This window comes from Amycolatopsis regifaucium, from assembly GCF_001613935.1.
GTDB lineage: Bacteria > Actinomycetota > Actinomycetes > Mycobacteriales > Pseudonocardiaceae > Amycolatopsis > Amycolatopsis regifaucium.
Genome location: NZ_LQCI01000034.1, coordinates 603,432 through 615,543, shown reverse-complemented (window position 1 = coordinate 615,543; position 12,112 = coordinate 603,432). Strand labels below are relative to the sequence as shown.

The following is a 12,112-nucleotide window of genomic DNA, read 5'->3' as shown; positions in this document are numbered from 1 at the left end:
CTGTGAGCGCGGATCTCCCACAACCGCGCGTTCTCCTCGAATCCCTCAGCCGCCGCTGTCACGGCCGCGAGCACCCACCATGGCAACTGGCTTTCCGAAGCGAGGTCCCGCCAGGCCGACGCCACCGCGAAGGAAGCAACGGCTAGGTCATGCGCCGCCACGGAGTCGACCGCGTGCGCCCTCAGGGCGCTGTAGTGGTGGTAGGCCATCTCCCACGCCTGGACCAGGTGCGGAGGAACCACGGCCACACGGTGGCTCCCCGGCACCCCGCCCGGCATCACGCAGCCTTGGGCGTCGACTCAGCGGAACCCGAGGCCCGGCCCGACTTCGACGCCCCGCCAGCGGCCGCAGCCTTGAAGCCGGTCGCACGGAACGTGTAGGACTGGTACTTGAACTCGCCCTGACCAGCCACCTTCGGCTCAGCCGTCAGGCCCTCCAGCTCGATCGGCCGCATACCCGGCAGTACCTCCGACGTGGTCGGAACCGGCTGCACATCGGCCAGCAACGTGATCTCGAACGATGCGCGCTTCGCCTTGACCTCGTCTGGGTCGGTCACCGTGACCTTCCACTGGCGCTTGCCCGTCACCTCGTCGACCCGCTGACGAGCCGGACGACCCGCAGCCCGGTCCTCGCGCGACTGGTACTCGTTGTCCGGCGACACTTCACCGACCATGACCAAGCCCTGACCGAACGCCTCGTCGAACTCGATGGGGAAGCGGAAACCCCTGTAGATAGCCATTTATTGCTCCTAGTTGCGTGTGATCAGTCGTTCTTGCGCGTGACGGTTTCGTCGGCAGCGTCAGACCATTGGTCGTGGAAGGAGGAGGAATGCGAGCGCGTGCGGTGCTGGGTTTCGCACCACTCGCTGAACTCGCTGGCAGCGGCCGCGAGACTCTGCGCGAACCGTGCGGTGTCCATCAGGCCGCCGATACGGGCGGGCACCTGGACGATGAAAGAGGTCTCTTCACTTCCGGCGACGAGCTGACGAACGCCAGGAGAGGGTGAAATCACCGCCGCGCCGTAGCCGACGAGGGGCTGAATCACCACGTGAATGCCCATGTGTGCTCTCCCGATGTCTCGGTCTCGGCGAGCCCGGATTGGGCGCGCTGAACACAGGAGACACCCAGTGAGCAGCCTCACCCCGGACAAACTGTCCGGGTAGGGACTAGCGGGGGAGAGGAACGGCCTCGTTCACTGCGGAAAGTACCGCTGACCAGGGCAGCTCACGGCCCGGGGCGCTCCGCGGTTCATGCAGCGGCCACACGTCGTCCCCGTACACGAGACGCACGCCAGCACGCCGCAACGCGTCGATGTGGGATTCCCAGGACGGGTGACGAGCGTGCGCGGCGTTCACGCGCGGGAAGACCACGACTGGCAGGTTGAGCGTGCCGATGGCCTCGTTGACCTGCGTCAGGGCCTGATTGTCGGCGATGCCCATCGCGAGCTTGGCGACCATGTTCGCCGACGCGGGCGCGACCAGGTAGCAGTCCGGCGCCGGATGCGGGCTGGTTTCGGCCGGCGAACGGGGCTCGACCCGGACGGGGAACCCGGTGGCCTCCTCGATCTCGGCGCGGCCGCCGTCCTCGTCCAGCCAGCGCCCCGCCGTGGGGGTCAAGGTCACCGCGACCCTCCAGCCGTCCTCTTGAAGGGGCCGGATCACACGCGGAAGAAGATCCTCAACACCACCAGCACCCGAGCCGACCAGGCCCAGAACACGCGACGCCACCCGACCTACCTCACCGCGCCGCAGCGCTCAGCCAACGCCAACAACGGCGAGGACTTCTTACCAGCCGTCGCCGGGGCACGGCGATACATCGACCGCACGACCTCCCGCACGGCCGTACTGTGCCGGACGATCCCCGGCGCCTTCTGCTCAGCAGTCAGTAGCGCCGACAACGCCTCGTCATCCTTGGCGACCAGGCTCAACGCCCGCGCGAAGTCGATCAGGTGCGTTACCTGCCGCTCCACCGGCAGGTGGTCGACGCTGATCCCGGGAGCCGACTCGATCACCTGCGAAATGTCGCCCAGGTCCAGGGCGGCCGACAACCGGTGCAGCTCGACGTTGGCCGGGCCGAAGCCCGTTTGCCAGTGGTTGGCGTCCACGCCGAGCTGATCGGCCGCCCGTCCCGCGTGAGACAACAGCTCATTGGCCGTCGACCGGTCCTGTTGCCGAGCAGCGGCGACAGCCGTCCGAAGGTAGAGCATCCCGTAGAGGCTCAGCGCGGCCGGATCACCAACCCTCATCCTCGGGACCAGCCACTTCGCGGCCACGTCACCCAGCTCAAGCGCGTCATCGAACCGGCCAACAGCCAGGAGCGCGTGAGTGCCGGAACGGGCAGCAGAGGCCAGCACCAGGGGATCATCGGCTTCGTCGGCTGCTTGCATGGCGCGTTCCGCCGCGATCCACGCAAGGTCGGCTTCACCGATCTTGCTCAGCGTCGTCGCGGCCAGGTGGTGGACGCGGGCCGACACCGCCGCACAGGCCCGCCGGTAGGCCGCGTCATCGGCCGAGGCGGACTCCATGCCCTGGCTGGTCTTGATCAGGCCCGGCAGCGCGGCGACGACACGGCCGAGGTCGCCCTTCTGATAGCTCGACCATGCACCCTCCACCAACTGAGCCACCGGGGCCGGGTCGATGTACTCCGGCGACATAGCCGACGAGAACAGGGTGCGGGACAGACGCCGAGGGGCCATGAGCGCGTCTCGGATGGCCGGAACGTCGTCGTTCTTGTCCTCGTCCTCCATGAGCACCGGTTCGCCGAGGAGGTCTCCCAGGGTTACCCGCAGGCCCCGCGCGACGTCCGCCAGCACGTCCAGGCGCCGGATCTCGCGCTCACCGCGCTCGATCTTGCTCAACCAGTCCTCAGTACGCCCCACCAAGTCAGCAAGAACCGCCTGCGACAGACCACGCCGCCGCGGTAGAAGGCAATACGCTCCCCGATGCTGAGCTGATCACCCGCACCACGCATACCGCCAGGCTAACAGAAGTTGACGAATCCTACTTGGAGTGAATTAGCTTGAGCTTGCGCTCTCTGTTTCCTCCGGACGTTAAATCAGAACCAGAGGGGGTCGAGGAAACGACACCGATACCGAAGATTATTTCATTCAAGTCGGACGGATGAACATTTAAGTCTCTGGCGGCACTGACAATACTCGACCCCCGTGAGCGCAGAGAGTCGGATACTTTGCCGAGCAACTTAGACGTTTCACGATCTATGCCGCCAGGTTCCGCTTTCCCGAACCCTAAGCGTCCGAGTTCCACGACGACTCGCCTGTAGACCCAGTCGGTCAAGTATCCCGCGTCATGCAAGCGATAGGCCATGGCCATGGCCGACACTTTCCACTTTCGCTTGTAGGAAATTATCTTATCTGTCGTCAGAGTCTCTGGAACACTCTTCTTCAAGCCCATCTTTGGCATAAGGAATGCTGACGCGAACTCATTTGCTTCTTTTTCAAGAGGCCTACCCTTAACGCCACATCCGTTTGCCCCGTGCATGACAAGATGACCGAGCTCATGAGCTGCATCGAATCTGCTACGCTCGGCCGTCTTAAGAGTATTGAGAAGAACAAAAGGCCTCGATCCTCGCCAGAATGAGAAAGCGTCCACGTCAGCGTACTCTGGCGGAAGCGAGAAGACTGCGACACCATGCGCTTCGAGAAGATGGATCATGTTGATAATTGGATCTGTATCGCCCAAATTCCAGGCACTCCGTACATGCTCCGCCGATAACTCTGGCTTTGCCGGAGGGTCAATTACAGGCAACCGCACCGGAGGCAAGCTGAATCGGCCTCCAAGCCACTCGTAGAACTCCTCCGCCAGGACACCAGAGCTAAGCGATGCTTCACGTGCCTTCGCTGTCATTCTCGTCCGCGCGCGGAAGCTAACTTGATCAGCGTCAAGCAGTTCGATATCACTGCCGAAGAAGAAGGACACCGGAAACCGAAGCTCTGCAGACAAGGAGCGCAAAGTTGCATTAGATGGCTCCTGTACTCCTCTTTCGATATTCGAAAGGCTCTGCGAGGTGATCCCAATCCGGGCAGCAACATCGACAAGCGTCTTGCCGCGCCGCTTGCGGGCCAAGGTCAGTCGAGACGGTTTGAACATCGGTGGCTTTCTCGGGTTGGCAATGACTGGCGGACTTGCAGACTATACCGAGAAATCGTACGCTCCGCCGAACCCGTCATTGGGATCTTCGTCACCGAACTGCTCTTCAATTTGATATGGAGGGCAGATGAGACGCCTGCTCCAGCCGACTGGGCGACCATTGGCATCACTGTCATGCGGTTCGGACACTTCGTAGCGAATTTCGTTCTGCTTGACGTCTGTGTAGACTAGGAGGATCCAGTACTTAAAGTCCTTAGTGGACTCCAAGAAGTCCAGAAGCCTCTTCTCGGTTGACGATTGAAGACGATCAAGTGAATTGTCGAATAGATCATCAATGTCGAGATTTGCATTGCGCCGTTGGAGGCAGTTCGTAAGGCGACCCTTTGGGTTCTTAGTCGTAGGTGAGCGACCAAAAATGCGCTGACCTGTTAGTTCATCGCCGCTGGAGACAGTGAATACAACTTTGTGGTCTGCGTTTATCAAGACAGGAAGGTTGGAGGGATCGCTCCTCTCCCAATTTCCATCGTTCGGCATGTTCTGACTCAGACTTGACAGTGTGCCATTCCAAGCATAGAAGCCAGGCGCATTCTTGGCGCAATATCCGGTTCGCGCCAGCTTGCGCTCAATGCTTCCAGCGCCGATGGCCTCGGCCAGGGTCGCGTGCTCGATGCCCATCGCGCTGAGCTGACTGACTACTGGATCCCCACTAGGTGGCTGAGGCTGGTTCAACCCGTCTCCCGGTTCTAGTTTCGGCACCTCATTTGAGGCGCCAGATGTAGAAGTGAACCACACCTGCCGCAGAGCTGTCATCCGACATGCCGGTGGCGCTAAGTCCATGGTTGCTGCCGAACTTGGCTCTATGGGATCAAGGCGCCGCCGTTGGCGGCGCGCGGGTCACCACCCGTCCGGCGGGCTACGCCCAAGAGGCGACGCCGGCCTCCCGCTCCGCTCCGGCAGGCGCCGCCGGGCGAGCCCGCCGCAGGGCAGCACCCGCAGCGCGCCGCCAACGACGACGGAGACCCAGGAGCCACACGGCCTCATCTCCCGACCCACCCGACCGACGTGCAGTGGTCACCAGGAGGTCCCTCGCTTCTCAGCGTCTAACACCGGCCCGCCCGCATCAAGGCGGGAAAGCGTGCCTTGACGCGACCGACCCGGCGCTAGAGATGGCGGGGGCGAGGGAAACGGGGCGAACAGGTACGCAGTGATGAACCAGCCGAGCCGACGGGCGTACAGATCAGCGACGCCACCGCTTGAGTCGAGCCGCTATCGGCCTCAGCTTCTCAAGCCAGGGATGCCACAGGCTCCGGCTCAGATCTTCGATTGCCCCGCGCATCGCTTCCTCTTCTGCGGTGCCACGGACGGTTAACGGCTCACCGTCTGGTCCCTCGTCATAGGTTTCGCTGCTGTTGCGCGCTTCTATGACGGCCTGAGTAAACCGCAGCACCTTCGAACGTGGCACCCCTGCAAGGATGGCCGCCGCCTCAAGTGCCGCCACAGCTCGGCGGAAATCCGGATAAGGCTCGTCATGCCAGCCCAGGGCGTCGACCTCGGCGACTTTCTCACGAACGGCCGCCCGCGCAGCGCGGCGATCTTTCGCTTGAGTGACTTGAGGCGACACCGCGCCGCCGATCAGCGCAGCGATGAGGCTGGTTAGAACCTGTAGCCAGATCGGCATGAGAACGTCCTGGAGTCAGTGCGAGGCGTGCAATCCGCGTGCAACTAGCGGAGGCTAGCAGCGGTCAACCAAGGTCAACAGTGGACAGACTCAAGATCGACCCTGGACATGAAAAAACCGCCTTGACCTGGGTCAAGACGGTTCGCTGAGCGGTGGCCAGGGCCGGGGTCGAACCGGCGACCTTCCGCTTTTCAGGCGGACGCTCGTACCAACTGAGCTACCTGGCCGGGAACGCCGGCAAGGAGCCGAACGATCTTGCGACCCTGACGGGACTCGAACCCGCGACCTTCGCCGTGACAGGGCGACGCGCTAACCAACTGCGCCACAGGGCCTTGCATACTGCTTTGTAACTGTACTGCGTACTCCCAACGGGATTCGAACCCGCGTTGCCGCCTTGAAAGGGCGGAGTCCTAGGCCGCTGGACGATGGGAGCCCGGTTCGGTTTCGGCGAACCGACCGACCCGCGCTCTCCGGTGTCCCCGGGAGCGAACATAACTATAGGACACCCCTGTTTTGGCTCCCGCACAGGGGGTCTCTAACTGATTCACAGGGCTGGGACCTGCGAGAACGCGGTGACTTCAGGATATCAGGGCCGAAGCGTCCGACAGGCCGACCAGACGGCTTCGAAGCTCGTCTCGCTCGTCGCCCGTGAGAGTGACGTCGAGGAGTTCGGCCACGCGCTGATCGGTCAGGTGCTCGGCGTGCCGCCAGCGCTGCCGCAGATCGCCCTTCGCCTCCGCCGCGGCGATCAGTTCGTCGGTGGCCTCCTCGGACCACGCGGTGCGCAGGAGCCGCCCACGCCCGCCCTCCGGGTCCGCGACGACGGCCTCGGGCACGGTCAGGCCCACCGCGCGAAGGGCAGCGAAGTGGACGCCGCCGCGGAATTCGCGGAAGACCATCAGCGCGAACGCCAGCCGCTCGACGTCGTCTTCCGGGCGTTCGGCGCGTTGCCATCCTGCGAACAACGCGAGACCACTGGCGTCCGCGGCGTCCACGAGACGGAACAGCAGCTCGGCGAGGCGACCGGGGCCTTCGGCGGCCGAAAGGCTGACCCGCGCCCACTTCGCCGATGACCGCGAGTAGGCGCGGACCGCGGAGGCCGCGTCGAGTGCCGCCATCGCGGGCGGCAGGGCGAACTCGAAGAGCCAGTGCGGGAAGATCCCGAACAGCTCCGCGACGACCTTCGGCGGCGGGTCGCCGAGCACCGCCGAACGCCCTCGCAGATACAGCGTTCGCGGCGACAGCCCCACTTCGGCCTCGACTTCGGCGAGTTCCGGAGAGGTCATGAACTTTCCGCCCAGCGCCTGCACCGTGCCCCGGATCTCCCGCGCCATCTCGATTGTCGCTACATCGCCCATGTCGGCCGCCTTCCCGCCAGCTGAATAATAACAGTGTTACATAACTGACGGACGACTCGTCAAGCGCAAACGAAAGCCCGGCCACACGGCGAACACACCGCGCGACCGGGCTTCGGACGAAACTCAGCGCTGAACGGGCGCCTGCCCGTCCTCATCCAGCGTCAACCCCAGCATGTCCAGCAACTGGACACAGTCATCGACACCCAGCGCCCCGTTGGCCACCGCCAGCCGGGCACGCCGCACCTGATCATCGGACACCCGCTGGGTATCCCCCTGACCCGTGCGTTGCGCCGGCAGGCCACCCGCCAACGTCGAACTACCCCCATCGGCACCTTCGTACCGAAGGAGGAACTGTCGAACTTCCACAGACCCACCCATGGTTCCTCCAAACGGCCAACGAACAGCTTGGCCGCGAGGCTAGCCACCGCCGGCCGCGACACACAGCCCCCCGGAGAGTGAAACTGTCGCCACGCTCCGCACAACGCAGAGCAATCACGCGCACACCGGCACCACATGAATCACCGGCGAACCAGAGGTGACGCGCCGACCGGAATTCTGCCCGCGCCCACTCGCCCTTCTCAGCAAACCGTGCAACAATCGATTTGCTGACACACCCCCGGTCAGCGCCTGTGGAGATCCCCTCCGACCCCCGCGTTCCTCCCCCTGGCGCGGGGGTCGCTCCGTGTTCTGGGGGCCACCCCCCCCAGACCCCCAGGGTCCGTTCGGTGGCGGTTGGCAGCCCCGCACCGGTGGCGGATGAGTGCCCGATCTCAGGTTTCGTGAATAGTTCTCGTGCACGTCGCTGATCGCGTTCAGTGATCACCGGTCTATGCGCGCGTAGACATCGTTGGGCCGTTCGGGAAATAAAAGGGGTGTGTCGTGGCTCACTGTGGTTGGTTTGCCGAGACCGAACCGTTATCGTGGCCCGGTGCCCCTTCCTTCCCTGAGCCGTCGTAACGGCAGCCGCACGAACTTGAAGCCGGTCAACCCCGGTCGTCACCGCAACTCCGCCTCCAAGGAGGCCGAGGCGGTCGTCGAAGACACGGAGCTCACCAGCTACCTTCGTGCCCTCGCCCCCGACAACGACCCGGAGAGCACCGGCACCGGCAGGCGCTTCGGTGAAGCGCAGGTGTTCCAGCTGCGGATGAACCTCATCGCCATGGAACAGCTCAAGGACGCCGCCACCGAACGCAACCTGTCGCCGCAGGCGCTGGCGCAGGAATGGATCCTCGAGCGTCTCTCGTGGGAATCACAGGCCAACTCGGCCCAGCAGCGCCGCCACGAAGAAGCCCACACCGACGAATTCCACTTCGACGCCAACGCGTGGGAGCAGCCCGTCGCCCGCTGACCGTCACCGCGGAACGGAAACAGCACAACAGAAGAAGCTTTCGAAGTCCGAAAAGGCCCCCGGCGAAATCGCCGGGGGCCTTTTTGATCAGTCTGAGCAACGCCGAAGGGCGGACTCAGATCGCGCGGACCTTCTGGGCCTGCGGGCCCTTCTGGCCCTGACCGACCTCGAACTCCACTCGCTGATTCTCCTCGAGAGTGCGGAAACCGCGGCCCTCGATCTCCGAGTAGTGAACGAAGACGTCGCCCTCGCCGCCATCCTGCGCGATGAAGCCGAAGCCCTTCTCCGCGTTGAACCACTTCACAGTGCCTTGCGCCACCGCTGTACTCCTCGTTGCACATCCGCTTCGAGTGCCACCGAAGCGACACCCAGACCGTCCCGGGCGGTTCCAACGAGTCGAGCGAGAGCGCGTCACCGGCTCATGGCTCGCGTCAGAAGTTCCGCGAGTGTGAAGCCACGAACACGCAAAACGACGGCCTGATGGCAGAGTACCGGGATCTGGCCATATTTGAAGCCCGTGATCGGACTCTGGGCACCCCCAAGTCCCAAGGTCACCGGAACGTCGTATACCGCGCCGCTTTCTGTCGGATCCCCTCGCTACCCTTCCGCCGCGCGCCGACCTCAGGTCATCGCCGGATACGGACCGAAGTCGGACATGCCCCGATCGTGAACTATGATCCACCCGATTGTGACTCGCATCACTCTCCGTGGGATCAACTTAAGGGACGGCCCGGACGTCATGGTCGGTGTACAGGGGAGCAAAGGGGAAGCTTTGAGGTTCACTGAAACCGCCCGCCGCCGCGCGGCGTTCGCGGCACTGGGGCTGGTGGCCGTTCTGACACTGGGGGCGTGCAGCAGCGAGCCGACCGTTTCGGCCAGCGGGCCGGACGGCGGCGGCCCGATCAGCAGCGAGACCGGCGGACAGGCGGCCGCGCCGGCCAAACTGACCTACGAACCGGCCGCGGGCGCGCAGGACGTCGCGCCCGGCCAGCCGATCAAGGTCAGCGTCGCCGACGGCACGCTCGACCAGGTCGTGCTGACCAACCCGGACGGCAAGCAGGTCGCCGGGCAGCCGTCCGAGGACAAGAAGAGCTGGTCCGCCACCGAACAGCTCGGCTACGGCAAGACCTACACCTGGTCCGGCAAGGCCACCGGCACCGACGGCAAGCCCGTCGACGTCGGCGGTGCCTTCACCACGGTCAAGCCGCGCAAGCAGGTGGGCGCCAACATCAACGTCTTCGACGGGCAGACCTACGGCGTCGCGATGCCGATCACGCTGACCTTCCCGGGCAAGGTCACCGACAAGGCTTCGGTCGAGAAGGCGCTCTCCGTCGAGACCACGCCGAAGACCGAGGGCTCCTGGGCCTGGGTCCACGACGACACCTCGGTGCACTGGCGGCCGAAGGCCTACTGGCAGCCCGGCACCACGGTGAAGTTCAACGCCAAGATCTACGGCGTCAAGATCGGCGATGGCGTGTACGGCAAGGAAGACCGCTCGGCGAGCTTCACCATCGGGCGCTCGCAGATCGTCAAGGGCAACACCCAGACCCACCGGCTCCTGGTGATCCGCGACGGTCAGCAGATCGCGGACTACCCGGCCAGCTACGGCCTCGACGCCGACCCGGGCCGCGTCACCCCGAGCGGCACGCACGTGGTGATGTCCAAGCACGACACGTACTCGATGACCAACGAACGCTACGACTACGAGAACATCGTCGTGCCGTCCGCGGTGCGGTTCTCGACCAACGGCGAGTTCATCCACGGCTACGGGCCCTCGATCTGGGCCCAGGGCAAGAAGAACATCTCGCACGGCTGTGTGAACCTCGCTCCGGCGAACGCCAAGGAGTACATGGCGGGCGCGCTCGTCGGCGACCCCGTCGAGATCGAGGGCAGCACCCAGCGGATCAACCGGGCGCGCGACTACAGCGACTGGACCTACTCCTGGGAAGAGTGGACGAAACTGTCCGCTCTCACGAGCTGAAGTACCTCCATGGAACCGGGCGGCCGGAGACCCTCGTGGTCTCCGGCCGTTCGTGTGGTGAAAACCCGCGGAAACTCGATGCAACCCCAGGCCGGGCGGGGCGCATGTCTAACGACGTAAGGCGCCGCGGCCAATGAGCGGCGCCCGGATCGAGGAGACACTCTTGCGTACTCGTATCGCTCTTTCCCTCGGCGCGCTGCTGCTGGCGGGCGGCGCCGTCTTCGCGACCACGTCGCTGGCGTCGGCCGACCAGAGCGCGCCGTCGCCGACGGCCACCCAGGCGCCCCAGCCACCGGCCAACGCGCCCACCACCGCGAAGCCGGCGGAGCCGACCCGCGCCACCACCGCCCCGGCGCGTCCGGAGGCGGCCCCGCCGAAGCCCGGCGCCGCCGTCGTGAAGCCGGGCGAGCACCGCGTGCCCAAGGCCGTCCCGGCCGGGCCGACCGGGGATCTGCACCTCCCCGCCATCGTCGAAGGAGCCGGTAACTAGGTGTCGTCGAGCCGCTCGTCGAAGACCGGGACGGGCTCGCCGTGGGACGGCGAGTTCGCCCGGTACTTCGACGAGCGCGCGCACACCCTGCGTGCCACCGCGTACCTCTTGTGCGGGGACTGGCATCACGCCGAGGACATCACCCAGGCCGCGCTGCTGAAGCTGTACCTGGCTTGGCCGAGACTCTCCCGGCACGACGCTCTCGACGCCTATGCGCGCAAGATCGTGTTGCGGACGTTCCTCTCCGAGCATCGGCGCGTCTGGCGCAAACGGGAGAAGCTCACCGACGCCCTGCCCGAAATTCCGGGCGAAGAAGGCAGTACGGAACAGGAGATGCTGGTCAGGCACGCCCTTTCCGGCATCGCGCCGAAGCAGCGGGCCGTGCTGGTGCTGCGCTACTTCGAAGACCTCAGCGTCGAAGAGACGGCCGCGACGCTGGGCTGCAGCACCGGGAACGTGAAGAGTCAGAGCGCACGGGGCCTCGCGACCCTGCGCAAGCGGCTCGGACCGCATTTCAGCGAACTGGCCTTGAGCGGAGCGCACGACGATGGGAGGTGAGGAGATGGACGAGGACATCAAGGGCGTGCTTTCGCACCGGGCGAGCGGTCCCCCGCTGGGCATCCGGGCGGCGGACATCATCGAGAAGGGTGGCCGCATCCGGCGACGACGCAAACGGCTCGCCGTGGCCGGGAGTTCGCTGGCGACGGTCGCGGTGATCGTGCTCGGCGCGATCGCCGTCGGTGGTCGCGGTGGTGAGGGATCCGCGCCGGTACAACCCGCGGAGCCCGGCCTGTCGACCATCTCCCCGCTACCGGTCTCGCCGCCGTCTTCCGAGTCGACGCCCCGGCCGGAGTCTTCTCCACCGGAGCCACCCGCCGCGGAGACGACACCGAAGTCCGGCCCGACGCGGGCGGCCTCCAAGACCGTTCAGCCGGGCCGCACGACCACGGCCGTGCCTCCTCGCGCGCCATCCGCGACGAACGGGCCGAGCGAGCCGCCCACACCGATCACGACCCGCTGATCTCTGCCCGGACGCCCGCTTCTCCAGGCGTAACCCAAAGTGATCGGAAATTTTCTGACATCGGCATCACCTGAGGGTTCACCACCCAAACGGGGGTACGACGCTCGCGCGATCGATGCAAAGCGCTGAGT

Annotated in this window: 15 protein-coding genes and 3 tRNA genes; 5 read left to right on the top strand and 13 right to left on the bottom strand. The window is 65.2% G+C overall.

The genetic code is table 11. From position 1 onward, the window contains the following. Positions 1 to 277: 277 nt before the first annotated feature. The 12 genes from AVL48_RS26740 to AVL48_RS26700 all read right to left on the bottom strand — a co-directional run bounded on the left by AVL48_RS26740 (position 278) and on the right by AVL48_RS26700 (position 7,519). Positions 278 to 739: a hypothetical protein gene (locus AVL48_RS26740; protein WP_061980199.1), complete on the bottom strand. Its 462-nt coding sequence runs from the start codon at positions 737 to 739 to the stop codon at positions 278 to 280. Positions 740 to 762: 23 nt separating this feature from the next. Continuing rightward, positions 763 to 1,059 (bottom strand): hypothetical protein, encoded by a 297-nt coding sequence (locus AVL48_RS26735; RefSeq protein WP_061980200.1) that lies wholly within the window; start codon positions 1,057 to 1,059, stop codon positions 763 to 765. A 106-nt stretch (positions 1,060 to 1,165) separates the two neighbouring features. Next, positions 1,166 to 1,726, bottom strand: a complete 561-nt coding sequence (locus tag AVL48_RS26730; protein ID WP_061980201.1) for a flavoprotein — start codon at positions 1,724 to 1,726, stop codon at positions 1,166 to 1,168. A 5-nt stretch (positions 1,727 to 1,731) separates the two neighbouring features. Beyond that, positions 1,732 to 2,856, bottom strand: a complete 1,125-nt coding sequence (locus tag AVL48_RS26725; protein WP_244162512.1) for a transcriptional regulator — start codon at positions 2,854 to 2,856, stop codon at positions 1,732 to 1,734. A 142-nt stretch (positions 2,857 to 2,998) separates the two neighbouring features. Further along, positions 2,999 to 4,105: a helix-turn-helix domain-containing protein gene (locus AVL48_RS38595; RefSeq protein WP_074038216.1), complete on the bottom strand. Its 1,107-nt coding sequence runs from the start codon at positions 4,103 to 4,105 to the stop codon at positions 2,999 to 3,001. Positions 4,106 to 4,147: 42 nt separating this feature from the next. Continuing rightward, positions 4,148 to 4,780, bottom strand: coding sequence for a hypothetical protein (locus tag AVL48_RS39210; RefSeq protein ID WP_143104631.1), 633 nt, complete (start codon positions 4,778 to 4,780; stop codon positions 4,148 to 4,150). A 562-nt stretch (positions 4,781 to 5,342) separates the two neighbouring features. Further along, positions 5,343 to 5,783 (bottom strand): hypothetical protein, encoded by a 441-nt coding sequence (locus tag AVL48_RS39205; RefSeq protein ID WP_143104630.1) that lies wholly within the window; start codon positions 5,781 to 5,783, stop codon positions 5,343 to 5,345. A gap of 153 nt (positions 5,784 to 5,936) precedes the next feature. Further along, positions 5,937 to 6,010: transfer RNA gene (locus tag AVL48_RS26720), tRNA-Phe, on the bottom strand. Positions 6,011 to 6,041: 31 nt separating this feature from the next. Then, positions 6,042 to 6,115: transfer RNA gene (locus AVL48_RS26715), tRNA-Asp, on the bottom strand. Between the two features lie 28 nt (positions 6,116 to 6,143). After that, positions 6,144 to 6,216, bottom strand: a tRNA-Glu gene (locus AVL48_RS26710). A gap of 145 nt (positions 6,217 to 6,361) precedes the next feature. After that, entirely contained in the window at positions 6,362 to 7,141 is a 780-nt protein-coding gene (locus AVL48_RS26705) for an SCO6745 family protein (RefSeq protein ID WP_061980203.1), read from the bottom strand. Between the two features lie 123 nt (positions 7,142 to 7,264). Continuing rightward, positions 7,265 to 7,519: a hypothetical protein gene (locus tag AVL48_RS26700; protein ID WP_061980204.1), complete on the bottom strand. Its 255-nt coding sequence runs from the start codon at positions 7,517 to 7,519 to the stop codon at positions 7,265 to 7,267. Positions 7,520 to 8,069: 550 nt separating this feature from the next. On the opposite strand from AVL48_RS26700, the gene AVL48_RS26695 reads away from it, so the two are divergent. Continuing rightward, positions 8,070 to 8,489 (top strand): hypothetical protein, encoded by a 420-nt coding sequence (locus AVL48_RS26695; RefSeq protein ID WP_061980205.1) that lies wholly within the window; start codon positions 8,070 to 8,072, stop codon positions 8,487 to 8,489. 115 nt (positions 8,490 to 8,604) lie between these two features. On the opposite strand, the gene AVL48_RS26690 is transcribed toward AVL48_RS26695, so the two are convergent. Then, a complete protein-coding gene (locus tag AVL48_RS26690) occupies positions 8,605 to 8,808 on the bottom strand; it encodes a cold-shock protein (RefSeq protein ID WP_003097368.1) in 204 nt (67 codons plus the stop codon). Between the two features lie 420 nt (positions 8,809 to 9,228). On the opposite strand from AVL48_RS26690, the gene AVL48_RS26685 reads away from it, so the two are divergent. The 4 genes from AVL48_RS26685 to AVL48_RS26670 all read left to right on the top strand — a co-directional run bounded on the left by AVL48_RS26685 (position 9,229) and on the right by AVL48_RS26670 (position 11,981). Next, positions 9,229 to 10,470 (top strand): L,D-transpeptidase, encoded by a 1,242-nt coding sequence (locus AVL48_RS26685; protein WP_061980206.1) that lies wholly within the window; start codon positions 9,229 to 9,231, stop codon positions 10,468 to 10,470. A 133-nt stretch (positions 10,471 to 10,603) separates the two neighbouring features. Continuing rightward, complete coding sequence (locus tag AVL48_RS26680) at positions 10,604 to 10,960, top strand: hypothetical protein (RefSeq protein WP_061980207.1); 357 nt, start codon at positions 10,604 to 10,606, stop codon at positions 10,958 to 10,960. Further along, positions 10,961 to 11,518, top strand: a complete 558-nt coding sequence (locus AVL48_RS26675; RefSeq protein WP_061980208.1) for a SigE family RNA polymerase sigma factor — start codon at positions 10,961 to 10,963, stop codon at positions 11,516 to 11,518. A 4-nt stretch (positions 11,519 to 11,522) separates the two neighbouring features. Further along, positions 11,523 to 11,981, top strand: coding sequence for a hypothetical protein (locus AVL48_RS26670; protein ID WP_244162513.1), 459 nt, complete (start codon positions 11,523 to 11,525; stop codon positions 11,979 to 11,981). Positions 11,982 to 12,112: the final 131 nt, after the last annotated feature.

What these genes read in the sequence shown, in the direction of transcription:
- AVL48_RS26740 (WP_061980199.1), bottom strand. Translation starts at nt 739, where the DNA reads ATGGCTATCTACAGGGGTTTCCGCTTCCCCATCGAGTTCGACGAGGCG.
- AVL48_RS26685 (WP_061980206.1), top strand. Translation starts at nt 9,229, where the DNA reads ATGGTCGGTGTACAGGGGAGCAAAGGGGAAGCTTTGAGGTTCACTGAA.
- AVL48_RS26705 (WP_061980203.1), bottom strand. Translation starts at nt 7,141, where the DNA reads ATGGGCGATGTAGCGACAATCGAGATGGCGCGGGAGATCCGGGGCACG.
- AVL48_RS38595 (WP_074038216.1), bottom strand. Translation starts at nt 4,105, where the DNA reads ATGTTCAAACCGTCTCGACTGACCTTGGCCCGCAAGCGGCGCGGCAAG.
- AVL48_RS26735 (WP_061980200.1), bottom strand. Translation starts at nt 1,059, where the DNA reads ATGGGCATTCACGTGGTGATTCAGCCCCTCGTCGGCTACGGCGCGGCG.
- AVL48_RS39205 (WP_143104630.1), bottom strand. Translation starts at nt 5,783, where the DNA reads ATGCCGATCTGGCTACAGGTTCTAACCAGCCTCATCGCTGCGCTGATC.
- AVL48_RS26700 (WP_061980204.1), bottom strand. Translation starts at nt 7,519, where the DNA reads ATGGGTGGGTCTGTGGAAGTTCGACAGTTCCTCCTTCGGTACGAAGGT.
- AVL48_RS39210 (WP_143104631.1), bottom strand. Translation starts at nt 4,780, where the DNA reads ATGGGCATCGAGCACGCGACCCTGGCCGAGGCCATCGGCGCTGGAAGC.
- AVL48_RS26670 (WP_244162513.1), top strand. Translation starts at nt 11,523, where the DNA reads ATGGACGAGGACATCAAGGGCGTGCTTTCGCACCGGGCGAGCGGTCCC.
- AVL48_RS26680 (WP_061980207.1), top strand. Translation starts at nt 10,604, where the DNA reads ATGAGCGGCGCCCGGATCGAGGAGACACTCTTGCGTACTCGTATCGCT.